Below are 25,463 nucleotides of genomic sequence, written 5' to 3' on the forward strand. Positions count from 1 at the left end.
CCGGCCCGTCCAGCTCTTCCGGCCCGTCCGGACCTTCCAACTGTTGGGCGCCCTCCGACCGCCTGACCGTCATAGCCGGCCGGTTCTCCGCCGGGGCCCCGCCACTCCGCCACTCCGTCACTGGCTCGCGACCGGGGTGACCGTGGCCGGTCGCGGCCGAGCCCGTCGGCGCCCCCTCCCAGCCCGAGCCGAGAACGCGCGTCAACACCGAGGCGCCAGGCATTCACCCGTGCGAGGTATACCCAATATCCAGAATTCTGTTTACTGTCATTTCCATGAACAGCCTCGACGAACGGTTCCTGACCCGCAACGGGCACGCCGCCCGGCGCCTCTCCACACTGCTGATCAACCAGCCCACCGAGGGCGACGCCGCGCGACTCCCCCGGGTCCGCGACCTCGCCACGGAGCTCGGGGTCGGCAACGGTACGGTGCAGGCCGCGCTCCAGCTGCTGGAGGAGTCGGGCGCGATAGAGACCGTGGCCCGCGGGCACCTCGGCACCTTCCTGGTGCGCGCGGACCGCGGCATACTGTGGCGCCTCGCCGGGCTGGGCACCGTCCTCGCCGCGATGCCGCTCCCCCACTCGCGCCGTCATGAAGGCCTGGCAACCGGACTGCGGACCGCCTTCGAGGAGGCCGGCGCGCCCTTCGCCATCACCTTCATGCGCGGCGCCGCCTCGCGGGTGTCCGCCCTGCTGGACGGCAAGGTCGACCTGGCGGTGCTGTCCCGCTCCGCCGCCGACCGGTTGATGGAGCAGCACCCCGTCGACCTGATCGCCGACCTCGGCCCGGCCACGTACGTCGGGGGGCACGGGCTGCTGCTGCGGCGCGGCGTCCAGCTCGACACCGACGGCCTACGGGTCGCCGTGGACACCACGTCGGAGGATCAACGAGCGCTGGCCGAGCGGGCGTTCGCAGACCGTGAGGACGTGACGTGGCTGGAGAGCTCCTTCATACGGATCCATGACCTGTTCGCGCAGGACCGGGCCGACGCCACGGTCTGGAGTCTCGACGAGGTGCAGGGGCAGCTGGGCGACGAGGTGGAGGTGCTGCCGCTCGGTGACGAGATTCCCGGAGATCTGTCGCTGCGCAATTCCAGCGCGGCGCTGATAGCCCGCAGCGAGGGCAGCGAGGCGCTGGCAGCTGTGAGCGGATCACTCGATCTGGAAGCTGTGACCGGTCTTCAGGACGAGGTGCTGCGGGGGAAGCGCATTCCTTCCTACTGAGACGGCCGTGGCAGCTGCGATCAGGGGAACGAGCTGTCTCCGTCGGCCCGAACGGGTCACCGGGGTGCCTGACCGCAGGCACGCCCCCACAGCTGCAGATCGATGCGCAAGACGCCGAATTCTTCTACCGACCACCAGGGGGACGGGTATGGAAGCCCTGCTCGCGCAACGGATCCGGATCTTCGTGGAGAGCGGCCAGGTGCGGTCCGAGGTCGCCGATTTCGTACGGACCGAACTGGACGCGTTGGCCGCCGACGAATGCGTGGTCACCGAGGAGACCGCGGGGATGCTCACCAGCCATCTGCTGATGGCACTGACCCGGCTACGGGACGGCGAGCCGGTGGAGGGGTTCCGTACCGACGACATAGCGGCGGCGGAACTGGCCGACCACCCCCAGGCCCTCCGGCGGGCCCACGCCGTCTCCGTACGGGCCGAGAGCGCCTTCGGTTCTCCGCTCCCCGAACCCGAGATCAACTTCCTGGCGATGCATTTCGCCCTCCTGCGAAGGGACACACCATGACGACCATCCTCACCGGCGGAGTCGGCAAGGCCGAGGTCGCGGACGCCGTGCAGCGGCTGGCGCTGACCGGCGTCGAGGCCGTGGTCAGCAACGACATGGACGCGGCGACACGGCTGCGGGCCGGCCGGGCCGACTACTTCCTGGGCACCTGCCAGACCGGGGCCGGGGCGTCGCTGGGCGTGCTGGTCGGGCTGATGGGCTCCGCCGTCTGCCACACCTTCGGCCGCTCGGTCCCCTCGGAGGGCGAGATCCATGCCTTGCTGGACCAGGGCAAGAAGGTGTTCGGCTTCGCCGTTGACCAGATCGACGCGATCACGCCCACGCTGGCCGGAGCCATCGCCGCCCGCAGCTGACCGCGTCCGACCGTGCCGGGCCGGCCACCGGCCCGGTGCCCCCGGCCTGCGAGGGCCGTGCGACCCGATGACCTGCCAGGGCACAAAGGAGTGACCCCGTGAGCAGCACCGTCTTCGCCGCGAGCACCGGTCTCGACTTCCCGCTCGCGCAGCAACTGACCGTCGTGGCCCTGTGCGCGCTGACCGCGTTCCTCTCGCACCTGGCGCTGGCCGTCTTCAACGACGGTGTACGCCCCTTCATGCTCGACTTCGTCCAAGGCCGTACGACCCGGAGCGCCACCACTGCGGTGTCTTTCGGGCTCTCCGCCGGGTTCATCTTCGGGCTGGGGGCGCCGATGGCTCTCTCCTCCGGGGTGCTCAACCCCTGGCTGCTGTTCCTGCCCACCGACGTGCTGGGCATCCTCGCGCCGAAGAAGTGGCTCGCGCCGCTGCTCGGCGGCGCGTGGGGCGCGGTGGTCGTGTTCGGGCTGGACGGGGCCAACGATCTCGCGCACGATCTGCCGGTCGACTTCCTGACCGCCATGCAGCAGATGGCGACGCCGATCCTCTTTCTCTTCACGCTGTTCCCGGTGCTGGCGATCACCAGACAGTTCGGGAGGCTGCGCGGGGCCCTGGCGGGTGGGGTGGAACTGGCGCTCGTGGTGCTGACGATGAAGTTGTGGCCCGAGGTGTTCGCGGGGGCGCCGGCCATGGCGGTCGGGGTGCTTCTCCTCATCGGGTTCGCGGTGGCGAAGGATGTACGGCAGCGTCGGCGGGAGCGTGTCGCGGCAGGCGCGGTGATGTCCGCGCAGGGGCAGGCATCAGCTGATCCTTCCGCCGGAAAGGGGCAGGCTCCGAGTGATCCGGACGCTGGGGAGGAGCAGACTCCGGCTGATCCGGGCGCCGGGAAGGGGCAGGCTCCGGGTGGTTCAGTCGCCGGGAAGGGGCAGGCCTCGGGTGGCCCGGGCGCTGGTGGGGTGCCGGGCGAGGTGGATCCGATGGTGTCGCTGTTCGGCTCCAGCGCGGCCCGGTTGCGCCGTCACCTGCCGTTGTTCATGGTGCTGGGCGCCGGTGTCTGTCTGCTGGCCCAGCTGCATGTGTTCGGCGGTGGGGAGGCGACCAGTTTCCTGATCGCCAAGGGGCAGTACGCGGAAGCGGCGCAGGTCGACTTCTACCGGGCGCTGGGGTTCATCCCGCTGATCGCCACCACCGCGCTGGCCTCGGGGGCGTACGGCATCGTCGGTTTCACCCTCGTCTACCCGGTCGGATATCTGCTGCCGAGTCCCTGGCCGGCGATGGCCTGCGGGGCGTTGATCTTCGCCGGTGAGGTGCTGGCCCTCAGCTGGATCGGGAAGGTGCTGGGCGGACTGCCATCGGTGCGCGACTCCTCGGAGCATCTGCGCGCCGCCATCGGTGACACCCTGCAACTGGCCATCCTCTTCGGTTCCTTGCTGGCAGCCGAGGCCATGGGCGGCGGGCTGGGGATTCTGATAGCCGGCGGGCTCTATCTGCTGAACGAGGCGGTGGGCCGGGTGGTGGTCCGGATGGCCGCCGCTCCCGCGGCGGTCGTCGTCACCGGCATCATCCTCAACCTCCTCCACTGGCTGCACCTCTTCACCCCGGTCAAGAGCTGAGCAGGCGTGCATGGGACGTCAGGAAGGCAGTGCGTGATGAATTCTCTTCTGCGGACCGTCACCGGGCCGCTGCCCGTGAGCGCCGTGCGGGGCCCCGTGCTCGCCCATGAGCATCTGGCCCTGGACCTCACCCGGGCCACCGACCACGCGGCTTTCCTCGGAGCCCGGCACGCCGCAGCGGTGGCAGGTGAACTGGCTGGTCTACGGGAGCAGTTCGGGCTGGCGCTGGTCATCGAGCTGACCTGCCGTGGCATGGGGCGGAACTTCGCGGCGCTGGCACGCATCTCCCGGGCGTCGGGGGTGGCGGTTGTCGCGGGTACCGGCTGGTACCACGAGCGATTCCATCCGGCTGAGGTGGAAGGCGCGGGCGTCGAGGAACTGGCCGACATCCTGATCGAAGAGATCACGGGTGGCCCCGGCGGCGACGGCGTCCGCCCTGGCGTCATCGGGGAGGTCGGCAGTCATGGCCGTACGCCGAGCGGGCCGGAGGCCCGTACGCTCACCGCGGCCGCCCGCGCTGCCGTCACGACCGGACTGTCGCTGGCGACCCATGCCCAGCTGGGGTTCGGCGGCCCTGCCCAGCTGGAGCTGCTGACCTCGGCCGGCCTGGCGCCGCACCGGATCAGCGTCGGGCATCAGGATCTGCGCGACGATCCCGTGGCTCATCGGGAGCTGGCGGCGGCGGGTGCGTACGTGGCCTTCGACACCATCGGCAAGGAGCACTACCAGAGCGATGCCACCCGGCTGCGGTCACTGCTCGCGCTGCTGGAGGCCGGACACGCCGATCGCGTACTGCTCAGCTGTGACATCTCCCGGCACAGCTATCTGACCGGTGCGGGCGGCCAGGGGTACGGGCATCTGTTCCGGTCGTTCCTACCGCGCGTGCGGGCCGCCGGGGCCGACGAGGAGCTGATCGATCTGCTGACCCGTCGCAATCCGCTGTGTTTCCTGACCGGCGGAGGCGGAGACGGAGATGGGGGCGAAGCAGCCGAGCCCCGGCAGGCTGCCCGGCCGGCCGGGCAGCCTGTCACGGTGCCGGTCCCTGGTATCGGAACAGCCTTTGGTTCCGGGGCAGCTTTCGATCCCGGGGCGGCTCCCCGCTCAGCTTCCGGCACCGGTAGTGCCGGGCGGGTTGGGAGGTGGTGACATGAGTGTGCGGCTGCCCAGGACGTTTCCGTTGCCGACGGTCTCGGTGGAGGACGCGGTGGTGAACCAGTTCCGGCTGGTGGAGTGTGTGGCCCGGCATTTCGAGGGCCGTCAGCTCTTCGAGGCGGACGCAGGGGTGCTGCCGGGGTTGGGCCGTCCGCGCACCACCGCGCGGGTCGAGGCCGTCCTCGCGGACTACTTCGGGGCTCCCGCAGCGGCACTCGTGCAGGGTGCAGGGACGGGCGCCGTCCGGGCCGCGCTCGGCGCTGCGGTCGGCGCGGATGATCGGCTGCTCGTACACCGTGCGCCGGTCTACCGCACCACCGGTGTCACCCTGCGCGGGATGGGGGCGAGGGCCGTCGAGGTGGACTTCGAGGACTGTGCCGCGCTCGACCGGGCCCTGTCTTCCGGCCGGTTCCGGTGGGCCTTCGTGCAGCACACCCGGCAGCGGCTGGCGGACTCCCACGCCCCGGGCGCGGTGCTCGCCGCCTGCCGGGCCGCCGGTGTGCGCACCATCGTGGACGACAACTACGCGGTCTTCCGGGTCCCGGCGTGCGGCGTGGAACTGGGCGCCGATGCTTCCTGCTTCTCGCTGTTCAAGCTGCACGGCCCGGAAGGGGTGGGGGCGGTCGTCGGTGCGCGCGACGTGGTGGAGCGGGTGCACGACGACAACTACTCGGGCGGCGGCCAGGTGCAGGGGCATCAGGCGCTCGATGCGCTGCGGGCGCTCAGCCACGTCCCGGTGATGTGGGCGGTGCAGTCCAGGACGGCTACGGAAGTCGCCGAGCGGCTGGCAGCCGGGGAAGTGCCCGGCGTTGCCGAGGTGCGGATCGCCAATGTCCAGGACCGTTGTGTGCTGCTGAGACTGGACCGGCCCGTGGCCCAGGCGGTGCCGGGGGTCGCGGCCCGGTACGGGGCCGCGCCGTACCCGGTCGGTGCCAACTCCCGGTACGAGATCGCTCCGCTCGTCTACCGGATGTCCAGCTCGGCCCTGGAGGACGCACCGGAGCTCGCGGACTGGACGGTACGGGTCAATCCGATGCGGGCAGGTGCCGACCTGGTCATCGACATCCTCCGTCGCGCGCTGCGGGACCTGGATGCCGATGGCGCCGTGCCCGGCGTTCCCGTACTCGGGGAAGGGGGCTGACCACGATGTTCCTCGACGCTGTCCTCACGCGTAACCCGCAGCTGGTCGACCACGCCGTCGAGCTGCACGGCACCGGAAGGGTCCAGCCGGACACCTGTGTCATCGATCTGGATGCTCTAGAGGCCAATGCCGCGCTGCTGGCGGCAGAGGCGAGGCGGTGGGGCCTCGGTCTCTGGCCCGTGGTCAAACAGGTCGGCCGCAACCCCGAACTGATCCGGGCTGTGGCCCGGCACCTGCCCCGCTTCGCCGCCATTGACGCACCGGAAGCCCGCGCCCTGCAGGCGGCGGGCGCGCGGTTCGGGAATGTGGGCCATCTGGTGCAGATTCCGCACCGCGCGCTGCCCGAGATCCTCGCCTGGCGTCCGGAGACGGTGACCGTCTTCGATGTGGCCAACGCCCGAGCCGTCTCGGAGGCCGCCCGCCGGCTGGGCCGGGTGCAGGACATTCTCGTACGGATCGAGGGGGCGCCGGGACTGGTGCACCCCGGGCAGGAGGGCGGTGTACCGCTCGGTGGGCTGGCGGAGTTCGCGGCCGAGGTGGAGGAGTTGCCCGGGGTCCGTGTCGCCGGGGTCACCGGGTTCCCCTGCGTCCAGTGTGATCCCGGGTCCGGGCAGCCACGCCCCACCGCCACCTTCGCGCGCGTCCGCGAGGCCCGAGCGGTGCTGGCCGCCCGCGGGCACCCGGACCTGAAGCTGAGTGCTCCGGGCGTGACCTGCGCGGCCACCCTGCCGCTGCTCGCCGAGCTGGGGGCCACCCACGGCGAGCCCGGCCACGCCCTCACCGGCACCACACCGCTCCACGCCGTCGATCAGGGCCAGCCGGAACGGCCCGCCTACGTCTACGTCACCGAGGTCGCACATGTCCTCGCGGACGGGCGGCCCGCTCTGCACGGTGGCGGCTTCTACGCCAGGTCCGGGGTCGAATCGGCGCTGATTCCCCGTACCGGCGCCCGGCTCGCCGTCCAGCGGGCCCCGGCGGAGAACATCGACTACTACCGTCTGCTGGCTCCGGGTGCCGCCCGGCCCGGCGACACCGCCGTCCTCGCGTTCCGTACCCAGGTCTTCGTCACCCGCAGTACGGTCGCCGTCGTCGCCGGCCTCGCCACCGGCTCCCCGCGGCTGATCGGCTGCCACGACGCGCTCGGCCGGCCGCTTCCGGAGAACGCGGGCGGGAAAGGCGCGGTTCGGCCATGAGCAGGGTCGTCATCGTCGTGATCGACGGCTTCGGCATCGGGGCGATGCCCGACGCGGACACTCAGCGCCCCGGCGACGCAGCCGCCGACACGCTCGGACATCTCCTTGACCAGCACCGCGCGACCACCGGCCGACGCCTGTCGTTGCCCACGCTGGAAGCTCTCGGTCTCGGCCTCGCCCACCCCCACCCGGACCTGCCCCGGGAGCCGTCCCTGCCGGTGGCCGCGGGCCGCGCGGCTCTCGGTTATCCGGGGGCGGACACGTACGCCGGGCATCAGACCATGATGGGGGCCGACTGCGGCGGGGTGACGGTGGCCCGGCTCGCCGAGCACCTCGACGCGGTCGCCGTGGCCCTGCGGGCGAACGGGCACGGTACGGACCGCCTCGACGGGCGTCCCCTGCTGGTGGTGGACGGGCGGATTCTCGTCCACGACAACCTGGAGGCGGACCCGGGCGTCAACTGGAACGTCTCCGGCTGCTTGGCAGACGTCTCGTTCGCGGACGTTCTCCGCATCGCCCAGGTGGTGCGCTCGGTGGCGCCCGTCGCCCGGGTGATCGCCGTGGGCGGCCACGCCGACGCTCCGCTGCCCGCCTTCGTACGGGAGGGCGCCCTCGGCACGGTCGGTCTGGACACCCCGGCGAGCGGCTTCTACCGGAACGGCGGGCTGGCGGTGCAGCACCTCGGCGCACCGTTGGACCGGGGCCGTCGGCTGCCGGAGCTGGTGGCGGCCTCGGGGGTCCCCGTCATGCTGGTGGGCAAGGCCGCGGAGGTGCTGGCCTGCGACGCGGCGGTGCGCCGTCCCGCCGTAGACACCACCGACGTCTTCGCGCTCACCCTCGACGCCCTCCGCCGGGCCCCGGGCACCGCACTGATCGTCAGCAACGTCCAGGAGACCGACCTGGCGGGGCACCAGCAGGACGCCCCTCGGTACGCCGCCGTGCTCCGGCGGACCGATACGGGTCTGAGCACGCTGCTGCCGCTGCTCTCCTCCCCCGGCGACCGTCTGATCGTCACCGGTGATCATGGCAACGACCCGGTGATCGGTCACGCCTGTCACACGCGGGAGTACGTCCCGGTACTGATCCACCGCCCTGAGGCCGTCCGGCCGGACCGTCTGCCGACGGCCCGGACCTTGGCGGACGTGGGGGCCACGGCGGCGATTGCCCTGGGGCTGGGTGCCACCGCCCTCGGCAGCGGCACTCCGCTCCTGAGGCCGGCGGCCGGATCGGCGGGGGTACCGACATGACCGTACGGACGAGCCCCCGGCCGGGGCTCCGGCCAGGGGCTCGATCACACATCCACGCGCCGTGCACGGCCCCGGAGACGGCGGGTGCCGCCCGGGGCCCGGAGCAGACGTCAGCCCATGAACTTCTTGAACTCGTCGGGCAGTTCGAAGTTCTTCGCGTCGTCGCCCTGCGGCAGGCCCAGCGGGTTGCCGGACTGTGCGGCCTCGCGGCGGGCGGCAGCTGCCTCTTCCTCGGCCTTCCGCTTCATCGGGTTGCCGCTCTTGCGCTTGCCCTTGGCCTGCTTCTGCTGCTTCTTCTTCTTGGCGCCGCCGCCACCCATGCCCGGCATCCCCGGCATGCCAGGCATGCCCGGCATGCCGCCGCCCTGGGCCATCTTCGACATCATCTTGCGGGCGTCGAAGAACCGCTCGACCAGGTTCTTGACCGCGCTGACGTCGACACCGGAGCCCTTGGCGATACGGGCGCGGCGCGAGCCGTTGATGATCGTCGGCTCCTGGCGCTCGGCCGGCGTCATCGACTTGATGATCGCGGCCGTACGGTCGACCTCACGCTCGTCGAGGTTGTTGATCTGCTCCTTCATCTGCCCCATGCCGGGCAGCATCCCGAGGAGCTTGGAGATGGAGCCCATCTTGCGGACCTGCTCCATCTGGGCCAGGAAGTCGTCGAGCGTGAAGTCCTTGCCCTTGCTGCTCGCCAGCTTCGAAGCCATCTTCTCGGCCTCTTGCTGACTGAAGGTCTGCTCGGCCTTCTCGATCAGCGTGAGCATGTCGCCCATGCCGAGGATGCGGGACGCCATGCGGTCCGGGTGGAACGCGTCGAAGTCGTCCAGCTTCTCGCCGTTGGAGGCGAACATGATCTGCTTGCCGGTGACATGCGCGATGGAGAGCGCGGCACCACCGCGGGCGTCGCCGTCCAGCTTGGAGAGGACCACACCGTCGAAGCCGACGCCGTCGCGGAACGCCTCGGCGGTGTTGACCGCGTCCTGGCCGATCATCGCGTCGACGACGAAGAGGACCTCGTCCGGCTTGACCGCGTCGCGGATGTCCGCGGCCTGCTGCATCAGTTCCTGGTCGATGCCGAGGCGGCCGGCGGTGTCGACGATGACCACATCGTGCTGCTTGGAGCGGGCGAACTCGATCGAGTCCTGAGCGACCTTGACCGGGTCGCCGACACCGTTGCCCGGCTCCGGCGCGAAGATGGCGACGTCGGCGCGCTCGGCGACGACCGAGAGCTGGTTGACGGCGTTCGGGCGCTGCAGGTCACAGGCGACCAGCAGCGGGGCGTGGCCCTGCTGCTTGAGCCAGTTGCCGAGCTTTCCGGCGAGGGTCGTCTTACCGGCACCTTGCAGACCGGCCAGCATGATGACGGTCGGCGGGTTCTTGGCGAACCGCAGCCGACGGGTCTCGCCGCCGAGGATGCCGACGAGCTCCTCGTTGACGATCTTGATGACCTGCTGGGCGGGGTTCAGCGCCTGGGAGACCTCGACGCCGGTCGCCCGCTCCTTGACCTGCTTGATGAAGGCGCGGACGACGGGCAGCGCGACATCGGCCTCCAGCAGGGCGATCCGGATCTCGCGCGCCGTGGCGTCGATGTCCGCCTCGCTCAAGCGGCCTTTGCCCCGGAGGTTTTTGAAAGTACTCGCCAAGCGGTCGGAAAGCGTATCGAACACGGCGGTCGTCGATCCTCGGGGTCGGGGGCAGGGTCAAGTCGGCTTCTAGGGTATCCGCACAGGCAAGCAACGTGTCCCTGCCCGCCGGGGAAGGGTGCCGGGACTGGCCCCCGTACGACCGCGGGCACGGTGCGCAACCAGCGCGGGCGCCCCTTGCGCATCCCGCACCCACCGTCTCACGGAGGCGCGGCGTCCGGGGAGCCCGTCCCGTCGACGGGAGCGGTGCGGCGTACGGAGGCGGTGCGACGTGCGGGGGCCGTGCGGTCTGCGGGCGCCGTGCGGTCTGCGGAGGGATCCCGGCCTGTGGAGGCAGTGCGGCCCGTGGAGGCGGTGCGGTCTGCCGAGACGGTGCGGTCTGCTGAGGTGTTCCGGTCTGTGGCGATGATCTCCGCGTTGTTGATCTTGCTGGCGCCGGAGCCCGGTCCGCCGTCGGGCACGGCATCGGCGCTCCGCCCCGCACCGGGCCGGCGGCCTGCGGGGCTACTTCAAGGCGTTCTCCACCGTCCGTGCCACCTCGACGGCCACCGCGTCCGCCAGCAGGTCTCCCTTCTCGTCCGTGACGTAGAACGCATCCACCGCGTTCGCTCCCAGCGTGCTCACATGGGCGCTGCGTACGGTGACCCGCGCGGACTCCAGTGCGCGGCCGATCCGGTGCAGCAGTCCCTGGGCGTCCTGGGCCCGTACCTCGATCACAGTTGCCAGCTGCGAGGTCCCGGAGGCGACCGTCACCCGGGGCGGCGGGGCCTGCATTCCGCGCGAGCGACGCGCGTACGCCTGCTCACGCTCGGCCAGCCGGGCCGACACGTCCAGCGAACCGTCCAGGGCCCGTACGAGGTCCGCCCGCAGCCGGACGGTCTGCGGAAGAGATCCGTATTCGGCGGCCACCCGCCAGCTCAGCAGCAGCACCGGCCCCTCGCCGACGGGATCGACGCTGCGCAGGTCCGCGGCTCGGACGGTCAGGCGGTGCATGGCGAGGACGCCCGCTGCGGCGGGCAGCACGCCGGGCTGGTCCGGTACGGCCATCAGCAGTTCGACGCCCACCGGCTCCGGCTCCGGCTCCGGATCTGCCACGGCCCCCGGACCTGCGACGGGACCGCTGGGCGGGTCCGTTTCGCCGTGCCCCTCCGCTCGCGTGCGCAGGATGAGGACCGGACCGCCGGTACGCCACGCCTCGACGGCCAGGCGCTCCTGCTCGGCGGTCGGCTCGTCCGCCGGGCGCCCTTGTGGTGCGGTCTCCCCCGCCAGCCGCGCCGTGACGCGTTTCACCAGATCGGCGACGAGCGACCCGCGCCAGGCGCTCCAGGCCGCGGGGCCGGTCGCCAGTGCGTCGGCCTCGGTGAGGGCGTGCAGCAGTTCCAGCGTGCCAGTACTGCCCACCGTGTCCGCGACCGCCTCGATCGTCGCCGGATCGGACAGGTCGCGGCGGGTGGCCGTCTCGATGAGCAGCAGATGGTGCCGTACGAGCGTGGCGATCACCGTCACGTCCCGGGCGTCGAAGCCGATCCTGGCCGCCATGTCCCGGGCGATGGTCTCGCCGGAGACGGAGTGGTCGCCGGGCCAGCCCTTGCCGATGTCGTGCAGCAGAGCCGCGATCAGCAGCAGGTCGGGGCGGTGCACACGGCGGGTGAGCGCCGCGGCGCGGACGGCCGTCTCGATCAGGTGCCGGTCGACGGTCCAGCGGTGCACGGCGTTGCGCTGCGGGCGGCAGCGCACCCGCTCCCAGTCGGGCAGCAGCCAGGTGACGATCCCTTCCGCCTCCAGCGCCTCCCAGACGGGTACGGTCTGTGCGCCCGCGCCCAGCAGGGTGACCAGTTGTTCGCGTGCCTCGGCCGGCCACGGCACGGGCAGGGGCCGGGTGGCGGCGCCCGTCCGCAGCCGGCGCACGGCGTGCAGGGACAGGGGCAGTCCGGCCTGCGCGGCGGCGGCAGCGGCGCGCAGGGGAAGCACCGGGTCGCGATCCGGCCGCGCCGTCCGCGCCAGGACGGCTTCGCCGTCCAGTTCCACCACGCCCTCCGCAAGCGGAGACCGCTCTCCCCGCCCCGGCCCTCCTCCGGCCGTACGGCCCCGCAACAGCCCGCGCAGTACGGGGCGTACGGACCGGGCCCGCAGTACCCGCCCGACTTCACGCCAGGTGACGTCGCTCGCGTACGAGATGGTGCGCGCGGATTCGTAGACCTGCCGCAGCAGTACGTCCGCGTCCAGTACACCGAGCGCTTCGGCCACCTGGTCCTGTTCCTGCAGAGAGAGCCGGTCGGTGGTGCGGCCGGTCGTCAGGTGCAGTGCGTCGCGTACGTCCAGCAGGCGGGTGCGGGCAGCCTCCAGTCCCTCGCGCGGTGCGTCGGCCAGCCAGGAGGCGGCGACCGCCCGCAGCGCGGTGGCGTCCCGCAGCCCGCCCCTGGCCTCCTTCAGGTCCGGCTCCAAGAGGTACTGCAACTCGCCCTGGCGGTCAGCGCGTTCGCGACTGATGTCGCACAGCTCCGGCAGGCGCTTGGGGGCCTGTTCGCGCCAGTCGGCCAGCGCGGTGCCGCGCAGGGCGCCGGTCAGTTCCGGGTCGCCGGCCAGGTGGCGGGCGTCCAGCAGACCGAGCTGGACCTTGAGGTCGTCGCGAGCGGCTTTGCGCGCCTCGGCGGGTGTCCGTACCGAGTGATCCAGGGCGAGGCCCAGGTCCCACACCGGGTACCAGAGCCGGTCGGCGAGCTCGGCCACCGTACGGGCGCCGGCTTTGCCGTCGTGGAGCAGGAGCAGGTCCAGGTCGCTGCGGGGGGAAAGTTCGCCGCGGCCGTAGCCGCCGACGGCGACCAGCGCGATGCCGGAGCCGGTGCGGCCGGCCGCGCGCTCGAACAGCCCGGCCAGCCAGTCGTCGGTGAGCCGGGCGAGGGCGGCCCGGCGCGCAGTCCCCTCCTGGCCCGTGTCCTGCAGAAGCCGCAGCCGGCCCGAGGCGTAGCTGTCTTTGCTGTCTTTGCTGTCTTTGCTGTCTTTGCTGTCTGGGGCAGCGGAGGCCGGGTGCGGGTCCTGCGGGCTGTCCGGTGCTTCCGTAAAGGCGTTGGTCGCGTCCGCTGCCTGGCTCGTGGCGGCGCTCGCCCCGGCCGCCCCGGCACCGGCGTCGCACTGGTCGCCGTCCTCCGCCGTCTTCCGCACGCTCTCGGTCAACTCAGGCGCTCCTTGGTCATGTCGGCCCCCAGGTACCGGATCTTGAAGGGCCCCGCCCTCGCTCTCCTCCACCTGCGGCGGGTACGGCCCCACAGGAACGGGGGCAGGGACAGGCGCGGGAGCGCGAGCTGGGGCGGGGGCAAGAGCAGCGGCCGCGGTGGATGCGGGAGGCGGGGCCCGCAGCCGGTACTCGAAGCCGACGGCCAGGACGCCCCGCCCCGACCCGTTCCGCACCCGCGGCCCCGCACCCGCACCCGCACCCGCACCCGCACCCGCACCTACAACGCGTCCGGTCCCCGTTCCCCCGTGCGGACGCGGACCGCTTCCTCGACGGGGAGGCTCCAGACCTTGCCGTCGCCGATCTTGCCGGTGCGGGCCGCCTTCACCACGATGTCGATCAGTTCGTCGGCGTCCGCGTCGTCCACGAGGACCTCGATACGGACCTTCGGGACCAGGTCGACGGTGTACTCCGCGCCCCGGTACACCTCCGTGTGTCCGCGCTGCCTGCCGTATCCACTGGCCTCGGTGACGGTCAGGCCGTGTACGCCGAACGACTGCAGGGCCTCCTTCACCTCGTCGAGCCGGTACGGCTTGATCACTGCCGTGATGAGCTTCACGCGTCCACCCTCTTCTCACTACCGGAAGCCGGGGCCGGGCCCTGGCCCTTCCCCTGACCCGCACCCTTGCCCTGGTTCGTGTCCTCGCCCTGATTCGTGTCCTCGCCCTGGTTCCTGGCCTTGCTCGTGCCCTCGTCCGTGTCCTGGTCCGAGCCCCGGCTCGCGCCTCGGCCCTCGCCATGACCCCTGCCGCGCCCCTTCCCCCGCACCTTTTCCCGGGACGAGGACGAGGACGAGCCGCCGCCGAGGGCCGGACCGGCGGCTGAGGCCGCCCCCGCCCCCGTACCCACGCCCGCGCGCGCCACCACGCCACCGCCCGTACCGCCGAAGTCGTACGCCGTCTCCGCGTGCGCGGCCTGGTCGACGCCCGCGACCTCCTCGTCCTCGGAGACCCGGAAGCCCATCAGCACGTCGATGACCTTGGCGAGGAGGAAGGAGACGACGAAGGAGTACAGGAGCACGGAGACGACACCGACGGCCTGCTTCCCCAGTTGGTCCAGGCCGCCGCCGTAGAAGAGGCCCTTGGCGTCGCTCTGTACGCCGCCGGTGGCGAACAGGCCGACCAGCAGGGACCCGGCGACGCCGCCGACGAGGTGGACGCCGACCACGTCGAGGGAGTCGTCGTACCCGAACCGGTACTTCAGGCCGACCGCCATCGCGCACAGCACTCCGGCGATGACGCCCACCCCGATCGCGCCCAGCGGGCTGACCGCGCCGCACGCCGGAGTGATCGCGACGAGCCCTGCCACGGCACCGGAGGCCGCGCCCAGGGTGGTGAAGGAGCCGTGCCGGATCTTCTCGTACCCGAGCCAGCCGAGCATCGCGGCAGCCGTGGCGACCTGGGTGTTGACGAAGGCGACGGCGCCCACGCCGTCGTCGTTGTTCAGCCAGGAGCCCGCGTTGAAACCGAACCAGCCGAACCACAGCAGCCCGGCGCCGAGCATCACCAGCGGCAGGCTGTGCGGCCGCATCGGGTCCTTCTTGAAGCCGATGCGCCGGCCGACGACGAAGATCACGCCGAGGGCCGCGGCGCCCGCGTTGATGTGGACGGCCGTACCGCCGGCGAAGTCGATGACTCCCAGGTCGAAGAGCCAGCCGCCCTCGGCCCACACCCAGTGCGCGACGGGGAAGTAGACGACGGTGGCCCACAGGGCGATGAACAGCGCCCACGCCGTGAACTTCACCCGGTCCGCGAGGGCGCCGCTGATCAGCGCGGGGGTGATCACCGCGAACATCAGCTGGAAGACCGCGAAGACGTAGACCGGGATGGAGGTGGTGCCCCACAGCTCGGTCAGGCCGATGCCGCTGAGCCCGGCGAAGTCGCCGGGCCGGCCGAGGAAGCCGCCGCTGTCCTGGCCGAAGGCGACCCCGAAGCCGTAGAGCACCCACAGGACGGTGACGATCCCCAGGCTGATGAAGCTCATCATCAGCATGTTCAGCACGCTCTTGACCCGGACCATGCCGCCGTAGAAGAAGGCGAGGGCGGGGGTCATGAGCATCACCAGGGCGGTGCAGATCAGCATGAAGCCGGTGTTGGCCGGACTCAGGGTGGCCTCTTCTGCCGCGAGCGTCATGATGCCTGGGGGCATCGGCGTCTCCTGTCGTCGATGCGGCCCGTGCGGGCGTGGTTCCGGGTGGGCCGACTTTCGCCACGAGGTTGTCGCAGCACCGTTTCGGCCATGACCCGTCGGTGTTTCCCCACGGTGACGAAGCCCTCGTCAGTGTTACGCCCCCATGAACTCCGAGATCAGCCCGCCACGCCCGGTACCTCCCGCAACCCACCGAAACGACCACGCCCGCACCGGACGCCCCCGCTCCCGGTCACCCGCTGCCCCACCCGCAAAGCCGACCGCGGCTGTCACCCTTGTGACCTGGCGTGGGGGAGCCGAGTCGAGCTGTACGGGGTGACGGGCCGCGGCCGGGGTCTGTGGAGATGCGGTCGAGGAAACGGGGCGGAAAGGGGGCGGTCGAAGAGCCGGGGGGAGTACGGGCGAAGGGTGCGGTCCGGGAGCGCGGTCAGACGGCCTCCACGCCGGTTTCCGGCAGTTGCTGGGCCAGTTCGTCGCTGAGCTGGATCACTTCGGCCACGCTCTCGAAGTTCCGCGCCGCGGTGTCCACGGTCTTGCGCAGCCGGGTGTTGACCCGTTCCGAGCGGACCTTCTTCGCCAGCGGTATGGCCTGCTGCGCCAGGACGGCGCACTGCTCCGGCTCCTTCTGGAGCAGGTGCACCGTCGCCATCCCGATCAGATTGAGCGCATACGAACGCTGGTGCTCCTTGTCCCGCGAGAAGAGCTCCACCGCCCGCTGCATCACGGGGTTGGCGAGGGAGGCGTAGGTCGGGCTGCGCCCGGCCACGTAGGCGAGGTCGCGGTAGGAATGGGCGTTCTCCGCGTTCAGCTCGGCCTCCGAGAAGAAGCGGATCCAGTCCGGCTCGGGGTCGCCGGGCGTCGCGTCGCCGAAGGTGTCCTCGGCCATCCGTACGGCGCGTTTGACCTTGCTCGGCTGGCCCATGCTCGCGTACGCCCGCGCCTCCATCGCATACAGCATCGCCTGCGTACGGGGCGTGGCCGATTCGCGGCTGCCGTACTGCGCGAGGTGGATGAGCTCCAGTGCGTCGTCCGGGCGGTCCAGGTGGATCATCTGGCGGCTCATGCTGGAGAGGATGTACGAGCCCAGCGGGCGGTCGCCGGCCTCCTTGGAGGCGTGCAGGGCGAGCACGAAGTACTTCTGCGCGGTGGGCTGCAGTCCGATGTCGTAGCTCATCCACCCGGCCAGCTCGGCCAGTTCGGCGGCGACCTTGAAGAGTCGCTTGGAGACCTCTTCGCTCTGCGGTTCCTGCAGCAGGTCGGTGACCTCGTGGAGCTGTCCGACCACCGCTTTGCGGCGCAGTCCGCCGCCGCACTGGGCGTCCCACTGGCGGAACATCACGGTCGTCGACTCCAGCAGGTCCAGCTCCGGGGCGGACAGCCGGTTGGAACGCCGGGAACGCTCCTGGGCCGCCTGCTGGGCGGCGGACGCCTGGCCCGGCGAGACCGGCACCAGCCAGCGCTGCATCGGCTCGATGAGGGCGGGCCCGGCGGCCAGCGCCAGGGAGGTGCCCAGGAAGCCGCGGCGCGCCAGCATCAGGTCGCTGCGGGAGAACTCGCTGATCAGCGAAACGGTCTGGGGGCCGGCCCAGGGCAGGTCGACGCCGGAGACGGACGGGGACTGGTGCGCGGAACGCAGGCCGAGGTCCTCGATGCCGACCACACACCCGAACCGCTCCGAGAACAGCTCGGAGAGGATGCGCGGGATGGGCTCGCGCGGCTGCTCGCCGTCGAGCCAGCGCCGTACCCGCGAGGTGTCGGTGCTGATGTGGTGCGCGCCCATCTGGCGTGCGCGCCGGTTGACCTGCCGTGCCAGCTCGCCCTTCGACCAGCCGCTGCGCACGAACCATGAGCCCAACGGTTCGTTGGGGCGCTTGTCAGCGCCGGTGCCGCCACTGCCGCCCACTGGAACGCCCCCATTCCGATTGCTGCCTTGCTTCACTGCGCCGCGTCATCGCTTCGCATCGCCGCTCTTCGCCGCTGCCGAGTTTCTTTTCCATACGTCCGCTAATACGGTCCGGACCGCTCCGGTGCCTCATTGCGCCAGCGCGGTGTCTTTGCCGCGGCCGCCGTGCCGGCCCGGTGCGGTACGTGGAGGGTGCCGCCCCGCCGGTGCCCGGCCGCCGTGTGGCCGCTACGGCCGGTTGCCGCGCCGGCGCGTCCACGTCGTGGGATTGCTGTCGTTCAAGCCGATGTTCCGGTACTGCCGTCGTTCCCGTACTGCTGATGTTCCGGTGCTGCTGCCGTCCCGGTGTTGCTGTCGCTCCGGTACTTCCGCTCGCCCTACGGTGGTCCGCCGGTCCCGGAGAACCGGCCGCCCCGCAGAGCCGTCGGCCCTATGGGGTGCGCCGGTACGACCGGCCGTTGGCGCCGATGCTCCGGTTTCGGCACTTCGCGTCCGTGTCGCTTCGCGTTGCTTCCCGTTCTGCTGCTTTCTGCGTCTGCCGGTCCGGCGTGTCCTGCCGCCGGTCCCGCGTGTGCTGTCCGTCGTGTCCGGTCCCGCTCGACCGGTGACACCTGTGTGTTCCGTACCGCTCGTCCTGCTGCTGCCGCTTCTCTGCCGTGTCCGCCACGTCGTCGCTCTTCGTCGCCGTCGCGCCTCGGTACCGCGCCACCGCGCTGTTCGCACGCCGCTCCGCACGGCCGTCCTGCCGCTGTGCGTCGCGGCCGCGTCCCGTGAATCTGCCACAGGTTGCCGTTGAACCTCCCACAGGATGCCGTCTGTTGCGGCGACCGGTACGGGGTGGACCTACCCGACCACGGAATTGAGCCAACCCGATTCGGGAGGGTTCACCCGCCGGTGCGTTGCCTCCGGCATACCCACACCCGGGGCGTCCCGCCCCAGGTCGTGCACCGAAAGTAATCCTACGATCACGCCCGCGGCGAGGCCGATCCGCTAAACGCCACCATTCGCCACCCCTTTGAATGAACTCCCCGACCGGTCCTCGCGATTGACTTGACACAGGTCGAGAGGAGACGGACGGAAAGGAGCGCGCACGGGCGCGCGCCGCGCGCCGCACCACCCACCGCACCACAACGCGCCACGGAAACCGACCTCTCCTGACGGAGCGTCACACCTTCGCTCCGACACGTAACCACTGGCACGTACCACCCGTTGGAGGAGGCATGGGCTTCACGATCGGCGGCATCCGCGACATCCGGTCCGGTTCACGGCGTCGCGCCCGCTCGACCGAGATCACGGCGGTGGCGGAGTACACGGGACTGTGGGGCTGGGACGTGGTGCCCGGCGCCCGCGCGGCCCGCGGCGGGAACGGACGTACGGTCTGCTCGTGCGGTGCGGACGACTGCGCCGCCCCCGGCGCGCACCCGCTGGCCCACGCGGACGGACTGGCGGCCGGCGGGACCCTGGAGGAGGCCGCCGACGCCTGGGCGAGGACGCCCGGCGCGGCCGTCCTGCTCCCGGTGGGCCGGGCCTTCGACATCCTCGAAGTGCCGGAAGGGGCGGGGCGCAGCGCGCTCGTACGGCTGGAACGGATGGGCCTGCCGCTCGGCCCGGTGGCCGCCACACCGACGGGCCGCGCCCTGTTCTTCGTGGCCCCCGGTGCCGCCGCCGGCCTGCCCGGTCTGCTCTACCGGATGGGCTGGGACGACGCCGCCCTCGACCTGTGTCCGCGCGGCCCCGGCGACCATGTCACGGCCCCGCCGTCGGACCTCGGCGGGCTGGGCCCGATGCGGTGGCTGCGGCCGCCCACCCTGGACACGGCCGGGCGGCCGCCGCAGGCCCGGCTGCTGTTGGGCACCCTCGCGTACGTGTGCCACCGGTCGGCCGCGTAACCACAGGCATCGCAGATGCGGACGGAACCGCGCCGCACACCGACGCACCCGCACCCCGACGCACCCGCCATCCGCCCTGCCCGCCTTCCCACGCCCCGCTCCACCCCGACCGGCCCCCTCCACCCGCCAAAAAGCCCCGCAGCGATCATCCGCTGCGGGGCTCTTCCAACCGGCTGCGCCAGTAAGGCCATCTGCCCGTCCTAGTCGCCGATCAGGGCGTCCACGAATGCCTCCGGCTCGAACGGCGCCAGGTCGTCCGCGCCCTCGCCGAGGCCGACGAGCTTGACCGGTACGCCCAGCTCCCGCTGGACCGCGACGATGATGCCGCCCTTGGCCGTGCCGTCCAGCTTGGTCAGCACGACACCGGTGATGTCCACGACCTCCGCGAACACGCGGGCCTGCACCAGGCCGTTCTGGCCGGTGGTGGCGTCCAGGACGAGGAGGACCTCGCCGACCGGGCCGTGCTTCTCCACGACCCGCTTGACCTTGCCCAGCTCGTCCATCAGGCCGGTCTTGGTGTGCAGCCGGCCCGCGGTGTCGACGAGGACCACGTCGGCGCTTTCGGCGATACCTTCCTTCACCGCGTCGAAGGCGATCGACGCCGGGTCGCCGCCCTCCGGACCGCGGACCGTACGGGCGCCGACCCGCTCACCCCAGGTCTGGAGCTGGTCCGCGGCGGCAGCACGGAAGGTGTCGGCGGCGCCGAGGACGACCGACTTGCCGTCGGCGACCAGGACCCGGGCCAGCTTGCCGGTGGTCGTGGTCTTGCCGGTGCCGTTGACGCCGACGACCATGACGACGCCGGGGATCTCCTGGCCGTCCTTGCCCAGGGCGCCGTCGGTGGCGACCGCGCGGTCCTGGTCCGTACCGATCAGCTTGAGCAGCTCTTCGCGCAGCAGCGCGCGCAGTTCCTCGGGGGTACGGGTGCCGAGCACCTTCACGCGCTCGCGCAGCCGCTCCACCAGTTCCTGCGTGGGCGCGACGCCCACGTCGGCGGTGAGCAGCGTGTCCTCGATCTCCTCCCAGGTGTCCTCGTCGAGGTGTTCGCGGGAGAGCAGCGTGAGCAGGCCCTTGCCCAGCGAGTTCTGGGAGCGGGAGAGCCGGGCGCGCAGCCGTACGAGCCGGCCGGCGGTCGGCTCGGGGACCTCGACCTCGGGGGCGGCGGGGGCGGGCGGTGCTTCGGCCACCGGCTCCTCGGCGGGCGCCTCGACGGGCGCCTCGGCCGGCGGCAGGACGACTTCTTCTATGGTGCGACGGGTTTCGTCGCGGGGGGTCTCGGCGTCCTCGCCCACCTGCGGTTCCGCAGGGGGCGCGGTGACGGACGGAGTGGTCGGCGGGGCCGGCGGCAGCTGCTTCTTCCTGCGGCTGCTGATGACGAGCCCGCTGGTCGCGCCGAGTACGACCACGGCGATGACAGCGATGACTACAGCGAGGGTGACGATGTCCATAACTCACCCAGTATCGGTCACACCCCGCCGTGCGGGACCGCACACGCCGAACCTGGACCTCGCTTGTCCGGGTTCACCTGCCGCGGGGCCGCTCGCTGCTCCCTGGAGGAAAAGTCCGGACATCGCATACCACACTGCGGGGCATGCGAACGCCGCCCCGGATCGTTGGCGCAGGTCGGCCGCGCAACCCGGTCCGACACCGCCCGGCCGCCGAAGCACGCGCCCCCGCGCCGGGCGTGCCACTGGTTTCCGTCATGTCGGCCGGACACCGAAGGGGCCCGCCCACACTGCCGTACACCCCACCTGACCTGCACCTCAGTCGATCGATCAGGATGCTCGGACGAGTTCGAGGCCTGCATACGGTCGTCGTTGGACACAACAAGGCCCATGAACCGAAGTTGGATCAAAGTACGATAGCTCTCGGCTGCGCAACGCGCGTAGAGTCCTGGCAACCCCCCTCCCCTTCGCCAGGCATCACAGCCGCTGCCTGAACCCGCACGGAGACACCTGCACCATGGGCACCACGTCCACGGACACCATGTCCGCTCCTGAAACCGAAGGCGCCGTCGAGCAACGAGGCATCGAGCCCGTCCCCGACCACGAACGCCACGGCCGCGTCCGCGAACTCTTCCCGACCTGGGTCGCCGCCAACATCAGCGTGCTGCTGCTCACCATGGGTGCTTCCCTGGTGATCACCAACGGTCTGAACTTCTGGCAGGTCCTGATCGTGGCCGCCATCGCCTCCGTCGTCTCCTTCGGCATGGTCGGCGTGCTGTCGGTCTCCGGCAAGTGGGGCGGCGCGCCGGGCGCGATGCTCTCCCGTGCCGCCTTCGGCGTGCGGGGCAACTACTTCCCGGGCGCGATCCTGTGGGTGGCCCGCTTCGGCTGGGAGACGATCAACGCGGTCAGCGGCGCGTACGCCGTGCTGACGGTCCTGAAGCTGCTGTTCGGCATCGAGGCCAACAACGTCCTCACCGTGATCACACTGCTGCTCTTCGTCGCGACGACGTTCCTGGTCAGCGGCATGGGCCGGAAGGCGCTCAACGTCTGCAACAAGTACTCGACGTACCTGTTCAGCGTCTTCAGCATCATGGTGCTGGTCTACCTGATCGCCGAGATGCCGTGGGGGAAGATCTTCTCCCAGTCGGCGGGCAGCACCGCGCTGATGATCGCCGGTATCGGCACCATCGCGGCGGGCGGCATCAGCTGGGTGCCCACCGGTCCGGACTTCGCGCGCTACCTGCCGCACTCCGCCTCCGGCAAGAAGATCGTCGGTACCACCATCTCCGGCGCGGCCCTGGTGCTCGTACCGATGGTCCTGATGGGCGGCATCATGGCCGTCTCCAAGCCCGACCTGGCCAACCAGAACACCGACCCGATGTCGTTCCTCGGCTCGGTGCTGCCGACCTGGCTCGCGGTGCCCTACCTGCTCACCGCGCTGGTCGGGATGCTGCTGATCAACAGCCTGTCGATGTACTCGGCCGGTTTCACCGCGCAGACCATGGGCGTCAAGCTGCCCCGCGCCATGGCCGTGAGCATCAACGCGATCATCAGCCTGGTCGGCGGCGCGTTCATGATGCTGGTGGCCAAGGACTTCATCGGCCAGTTCATCACCTTCCTGACGCTGCTCGCGGTGTCCTTCTCCGCCTGGATCGGGGTGTACGCCGTCGACATGGCGCGCCGCCGGAAGATGGCCGTGCGCTACGACGGCGACAGCCTGATGAACGTCAGCCGCACCAGCCGCTACTGGTACGCGGGCGGCTTCTGCTGGCAGGCGCTGACGGCCTGGGCCGCGGCGCTGGTGGTGGGCCTGTGCCTGACCAAGGTCACCTGGTTCACCGGTCCGCTGGCCGAGACCTGGCCGGGCAAGCACGGCCTGGGCTGGGCGGCCACGATCGTGATCGCCGCGGTGGTCTTCGCGGTGCTGCCGAAGCCGAAGGAGACGGTGCCCGCGGGTGCCGCCGCCCCGGCCGAGGAGCCGGCGCCGGTCGGCTGATTCGGCGCCCGCACCCTTCTCACCTGATGTGACGTCAGCTAGCGTCCCCTTCGCCAACCGGGCCCACCGCCTCGGTGAAGGGGACGTTCGTCATGCCCGTAACGGTCCTGCGCTTCAACCTCGCCGGCCCCTCCCCCACCCCCGCCTCGCTCGGCGCGCGCTACCGGGCGGCCGTCGAGATGGCCGCCTTCGCCGACGACCGGGGCCTGACCACGGTCCAGACCGAGGAGCACCACGCCACGGACAACGGCTGGATGCCGGCGCCGCTGGCGTTCGCCGGCACCGTCCTGGGCGCCACCCGGCGGATCACCGTCACCGTCTCCGCACTGATCACGCCGCTGCACGACCCGCTGCGGCTGGCCGAGGAGATCGCCGTACTGGATCTGCTGAGCGGCGGCCGGCTGGTCACCGTGGCGGGCCTCGGCTACCGGCCCGAGGAGTACGCGGCGCACGGCCGGGACTGGCACTGGCGGGGCAAGCTCCAGGACGAGGTGCTGGAGACGCTGCTCGCCGCCTGGAAGGGTGAACCGTTCCGCTATCGGGGCCGTACCGTGCGGGTCACCCCGCGCCCGTACACCCAGCCCCATCCGCTGCTGCTGGTCGGCGGCAGTTCCCGGGCCGCCGCGCGCCGGGCCGCGCGGCTGGGGCTGCCCCTGTTCCCCAGCGCGCATCTGCCCGAGCTGGAGGCGTACTACCACGCGCGCCGCGCCGAGTACGGGACCGAGGGCTGGGTGCTGCAACCCTCTGCCCGTACGAGTCTGCTGCACGTGTCCGAGGATCCTGACCGGGCCTGGGCGGAGTACGGCGGGCACCTGCTGCACGAGGCGCGTACGTACGCCTCATGGCAGGCCCCCGGTGCGGAGTCGGCTGTGCGGTCCGCCGCCGACGACGTGGAGGCGCTGCGCCGGGAGGGGGTCTACCGCATCGTGACTCCGGAGGAGTGTGTGCGGCTGGCCGGGGAGGTGGGGCCGACGGGGTCGCTGATCCTGCATCCGCTGTGCGGCGGGATGCCGGTGGACGAAGGCTGGCGTTCCGTACACCTGTTCGCGGAGCGGGTCGTTCCGCACCTGAAGGAGCGCTGAGGCGCCGGCCCGCTTCCTTGCTTCAACGGAAAACCATTCGCGGAGAAAAGAAGTACCGCAAGCCCTTGCGCGCGAAAAAAGGAGCTGCCCCGGTCCGACGGACGGACCGGGGCAGCTGCCCACAACTGAGGAGAAGGGCTGGCGGGGGGGTGTTAGCCCATCTCCTCCAACGCCTTGCCCTTGGTCTCCTTCACGAATTTCAGCACGAAGGGGATCGAGAGCAGGGCGAAGATCATGTAGATCACGTAGGTGCCCGAAAGATTCCAGTCGGAAAGGCTCGGGAAGCTTGCAGTGATGGCCCAGTTGGCGATCCACTGCGCACACGCCGCGACACCGAGCGCAGCGGCGCGGATCTTGTTCGGGAACATCTCACCGAGGAAGACCCAGACCACGACGCCCCAGGACAGGGCGAAGAAGAGCACGAAGGCATGGGCGGCGACCAGGGCAACCGTGCCCTGGGCGGTCGGCAGCGTGCCGTCCGCGGTCTTCGAGGCGAAGGCCCAGGCCTCCAGCGCGAGGGCGACGGCCATACCGGCGGAACCGATCAGCGCCAGCGGACGGCGGCCGATCCGGTCCACGAAGACCATCGCGATCACGGTGCCGATGATGTTGATGATCGAGGTGGTGAAGCTGTAGAAGAACGAGCTGCTCGGGTCGATGCCGACGGACTGCCACAGCGTCGAGGAGTAGTAGAACGCCACGTTGATGCCGACGAGCTGCTGGAAGACCGACAGGCCGATGCCGATCCACACGATCGGCAGGAAGCCGAACCTGCCGCCCAGCAGGTCCTTGAAGCTGGACTTGTGCTCCCGGCGCATCGCCTCCTTGATCTCCGCGACCCGGGTGTCCAGGTCGACGCCCTGGCCCTCGACCTCGGCCAGCACCTCCTTGGCCTTGTCGGTCTTGCCGACGGAGATCAGGAAGCGGGGCGACTCGGGGATCGCGAAGGAGAGCAGCCCGTAGAGCACGGCCGGTACGACCATCACGCCGAGCATCCACTGCCAGGCTTCCAGGCCCGCCAGCTTGCCGCGCTGGTCACCGCCGGCGAGGTTCAGGATGCCCCAGTTGACCAGCTGCGAGATCGCGATGCCGATGACGATCGCGGCCTGCTGGAAGGAGCCCAGGCGCCCCCGGTACGCGGGCGGCGCGACCTCGGCGATGTAGGCCGGGCCGATGACCGACGCCATGCCGATCGCGATGCCGCCCAGGACGCGCCACATGGCCAGGTCCCACAGGGCGAACGGCAGCGCCGAGCCGACCGCGCTGACCGTGAAGAGCGCCGCGGCGATCTGCATGACACGGATGCGGCCGATGCGGTCGGCGATCCGGCCGGCCGTGGCGGCGCCGATGGCGCAGCCGATCAGCGCGATGGCGATCACCTGGGCGAGCCCCGCGGAGCCCACTTCGTAGCGGCCGCGGATCGCCTCGACAGCGCCGTTGATCACGGAACTGTCGTAGCCGAAGAGGAAGCCGCCCATCGCGGCAGCCGCGGTGATGAAGATGACATGGCCGAGGTGATCCGGCTGGGCCTTGCGGCCTTCCGAAGTCGTCGGCTGCGCGGTGCTGGTCAACGTGTACTCCAGTGCCCGGCTGCGCTGCCGGGCGTAGGGGGCTGGCCCTTCCAGTGGCGCATAGGTTGGGGGTACCCACCACTTGAAGGTAAAAGCAACGTTGCAG

Annotated in this window: 17 protein-coding genes and 1 pseudogene; 11 read left to right on the plus strand and 7 right to left on the minus strand. The window is 71.1% G+C overall.

Going from position 1 to position 25,463, the window contains the following annotated elements:
• The first annotated feature begins 275 nt into the window (after positions 1–275).
• The 8 genes and pseudogenes from yhfZ to OEIGOIKO_RS11965 all read left to right on the plus strand — a co-directional run bounded on the left by yhfZ (position 276) and on the right by OEIGOIKO_RS11965 (position 8,442).
• A complete protein-coding gene (gene yhfZ, locus OEIGOIKO_RS11925) occupies positions 276–1,223 on the plus strand; it encodes a GntR family transcriptional regulator YhfZ (protein WP_125054016.1) in 948 nt (315 codons plus the stop codon).
• A gap of 148 nt (positions 1,224–1,371) precedes the next feature.
• On the plus strand, positions 1,372–1,743 hold the full coding sequence (locus tag OEIGOIKO_RS11930; protein WP_125054017.1) for a PRD domain-containing protein: 372 nt from the start codon (positions 1,372–1,374) through the stop codon (positions 1,741–1,743).
• Complete coding sequence (locus OEIGOIKO_RS11935; protein ID WP_125054018.1) at positions 1,740–2,096, plus strand: DUF2620 family protein; 357 nt, start codon at positions 1,740–1,742, stop codon at positions 2,094–2,096. Before OEIGOIKO_RS11930 ends, OEIGOIKO_RS11935 begins: the two co-directional genes overlap by 4 nt.
• A 98-nt stretch (positions 2,097–2,194) precedes the next feature.
• Positions 2,195–3,709 (plus strand): YhfT family protein, encoded by a 1,515-nt coding sequence (locus tag OEIGOIKO_RS42715; RefSeq protein ID WP_246177316.1) that lies wholly within the window; start codon positions 2,195–2,197, stop codon positions 3,707–3,709.
• 36 nt (positions 3,710–3,745) lie between these two features.
• Positions 3,746–4,666, plus strand: a pseudogene (locus tag OEIGOIKO_RS11950) (phosphotriesterase family protein); the annotation flags it as partial.
• A 190-nt stretch (positions 4,667–4,856) separates the two neighbouring features.
• On the plus strand, positions 4,857–6,002 hold the full coding sequence (locus OEIGOIKO_RS11955) for an aminotransferase class V-fold PLP-dependent enzyme (RefSeq protein WP_125054020.1): 1,146 nt from the start codon (positions 4,857–4,859) through the stop codon (positions 6,000–6,002).
• 5 nt (positions 6,003–6,007) lie between these two features.
• Positions 6,008–7,195, plus strand: a complete 1,188-nt coding sequence (locus OEIGOIKO_RS11960) for an alanine racemase (RefSeq protein ID WP_125054021.1) — start codon at positions 6,008–6,010, stop codon at positions 7,193–7,195.
• A complete protein-coding gene (locus OEIGOIKO_RS11965) occupies positions 7,192–8,442 on the plus strand; it encodes a phosphopentomutase (RefSeq protein WP_125054022.1) in 1,251 nt (416 codons plus the stop codon). Before OEIGOIKO_RS11960 ends, OEIGOIKO_RS11965 begins: the two co-directional genes overlap by 4 nt.
• A gap of 110 nt (positions 8,443–8,552) precedes the next feature.
• On the opposite strand, the gene ffh is transcribed toward OEIGOIKO_RS11965, so the two are convergent.
• The 5 genes from ffh to nsdA all read right to left on the minus strand — a co-directional run bounded on the left by ffh (position 8,553) and on the right by nsdA (position 17,371).
• Positions 8,553–10,112, minus strand: a complete 1,560-nt coding sequence (gene ffh, locus OEIGOIKO_RS11970) for a signal recognition particle protein (RefSeq protein WP_125054023.1) — start codon at positions 10,110–10,112, stop codon at positions 8,553–8,555.
• A gap of 480 nt (positions 10,113–10,592) precedes the next feature.
• Complete coding sequence (locus OEIGOIKO_RS11975; RefSeq protein WP_246177989.1) at positions 10,593–13,040, minus strand: [protein-PII] uridylyltransferase; 2,448 nt, start codon at positions 13,038–13,040, stop codon at positions 10,593–10,595.
• 500 nt (positions 13,041–13,540) lie between these two features.
• Positions 13,541–13,879, minus strand: a complete 339-nt coding sequence (locus OEIGOIKO_RS11980; RefSeq protein WP_030018395.1) for a P-II family nitrogen regulator — start codon at positions 13,877–13,879, stop codon at positions 13,541–13,543.
• Complete coding sequence (locus tag OEIGOIKO_RS11985) at positions 13,876–15,468, minus strand: ammonium transporter (protein WP_371858912.1); 1,593 nt, start codon at positions 15,466–15,468, stop codon at positions 13,876–13,878. The genes OEIGOIKO_RS11980 and OEIGOIKO_RS11985 overlap by 4 nt, the downstream gene beginning before the upstream one ends.
• 427 nt (positions 15,469–15,895) lie before the next feature.
• Positions 15,896–17,371 carry a transcriptional repressor NsdA gene (gene nsdA / locus OEIGOIKO_RS11990; protein WP_125054024.1) on the minus strand — a complete coding sequence of 492 codons (1,476 nt, stop codon included), beginning with the start codon at positions 17,369–17,371 and terminating at the stop codon, positions 15,896–15,898.
• Positions 17,372–18,591: 1,220 nt separating this feature from the next.
• On the opposite strand from nsdA, the gene OEIGOIKO_RS11995 reads away from it, so the two are divergent.
• Positions 18,592–19,260 (plus strand): bifunctional DNA primase/polymerase, encoded by a 669-nt coding sequence (locus OEIGOIKO_RS11995; protein ID WP_125054025.1) that lies wholly within the window; start codon positions 18,592–18,594, stop codon positions 19,258–19,260.
• A 200-nt stretch (positions 19,261–19,460) separates the two neighbouring features.
• Here the strand turns inward: OEIGOIKO_RS11995 and ftsY are convergent, their stop codons facing one another.
• A complete protein-coding gene (gene ftsY, locus OEIGOIKO_RS12000) occupies positions 19,461–20,708 on the minus strand; it encodes a signal recognition particle-docking protein FtsY (protein WP_125054026.1) in 1,248 nt (415 codons plus the stop codon).
• A 514-nt stretch (positions 20,709–21,222) separates the two neighbouring features.
• On the opposite strand from ftsY, the gene OEIGOIKO_RS12005 reads away from it, so the two are divergent.
• Together OEIGOIKO_RS12005 and OEIGOIKO_RS12010 are read left to right on the plus strand one after the other, a co-directional pair.
• Positions 21,223–22,704 carry a purine-cytosine permease family protein gene (locus OEIGOIKO_RS12005; protein WP_125054027.1) on the plus strand — a complete coding sequence of 494 codons (1,482 nt, stop codon included), beginning with the start codon at positions 21,223–21,225 and terminating at the stop codon, positions 22,702–22,704.
• 92 nt (positions 22,705–22,796) lie between these two features.
• Positions 22,797–23,786: an LLM class flavin-dependent oxidoreductase gene (locus OEIGOIKO_RS12010; protein ID WP_125054028.1), complete on the plus strand. Its 990-nt coding sequence runs from the start codon at positions 22,797–22,799 to the stop codon at positions 23,784–23,786.
• 152 nt (positions 23,787–23,938) lie between these two features.
• On the opposite strand, the gene OEIGOIKO_RS12015 is transcribed toward OEIGOIKO_RS12010, so the two are convergent.
• Complete coding sequence (locus tag OEIGOIKO_RS12015; protein WP_125054029.1) at positions 23,939–25,357, minus strand: sugar porter family MFS transporter; 1,419 nt, start codon at positions 25,355–25,357, stop codon at positions 23,939–23,941.
• Positions 25,358–25,463: the final 106 nt, after the last annotated feature.

It is taken from the genome of Streptomyces paromomycinus, assembly GCF_003865155.1.
GTDB lineage: Bacteria > Actinomycetota > Actinomycetes > Streptomycetales > Streptomycetaceae > Streptomyces > Streptomyces chrestomyceticus.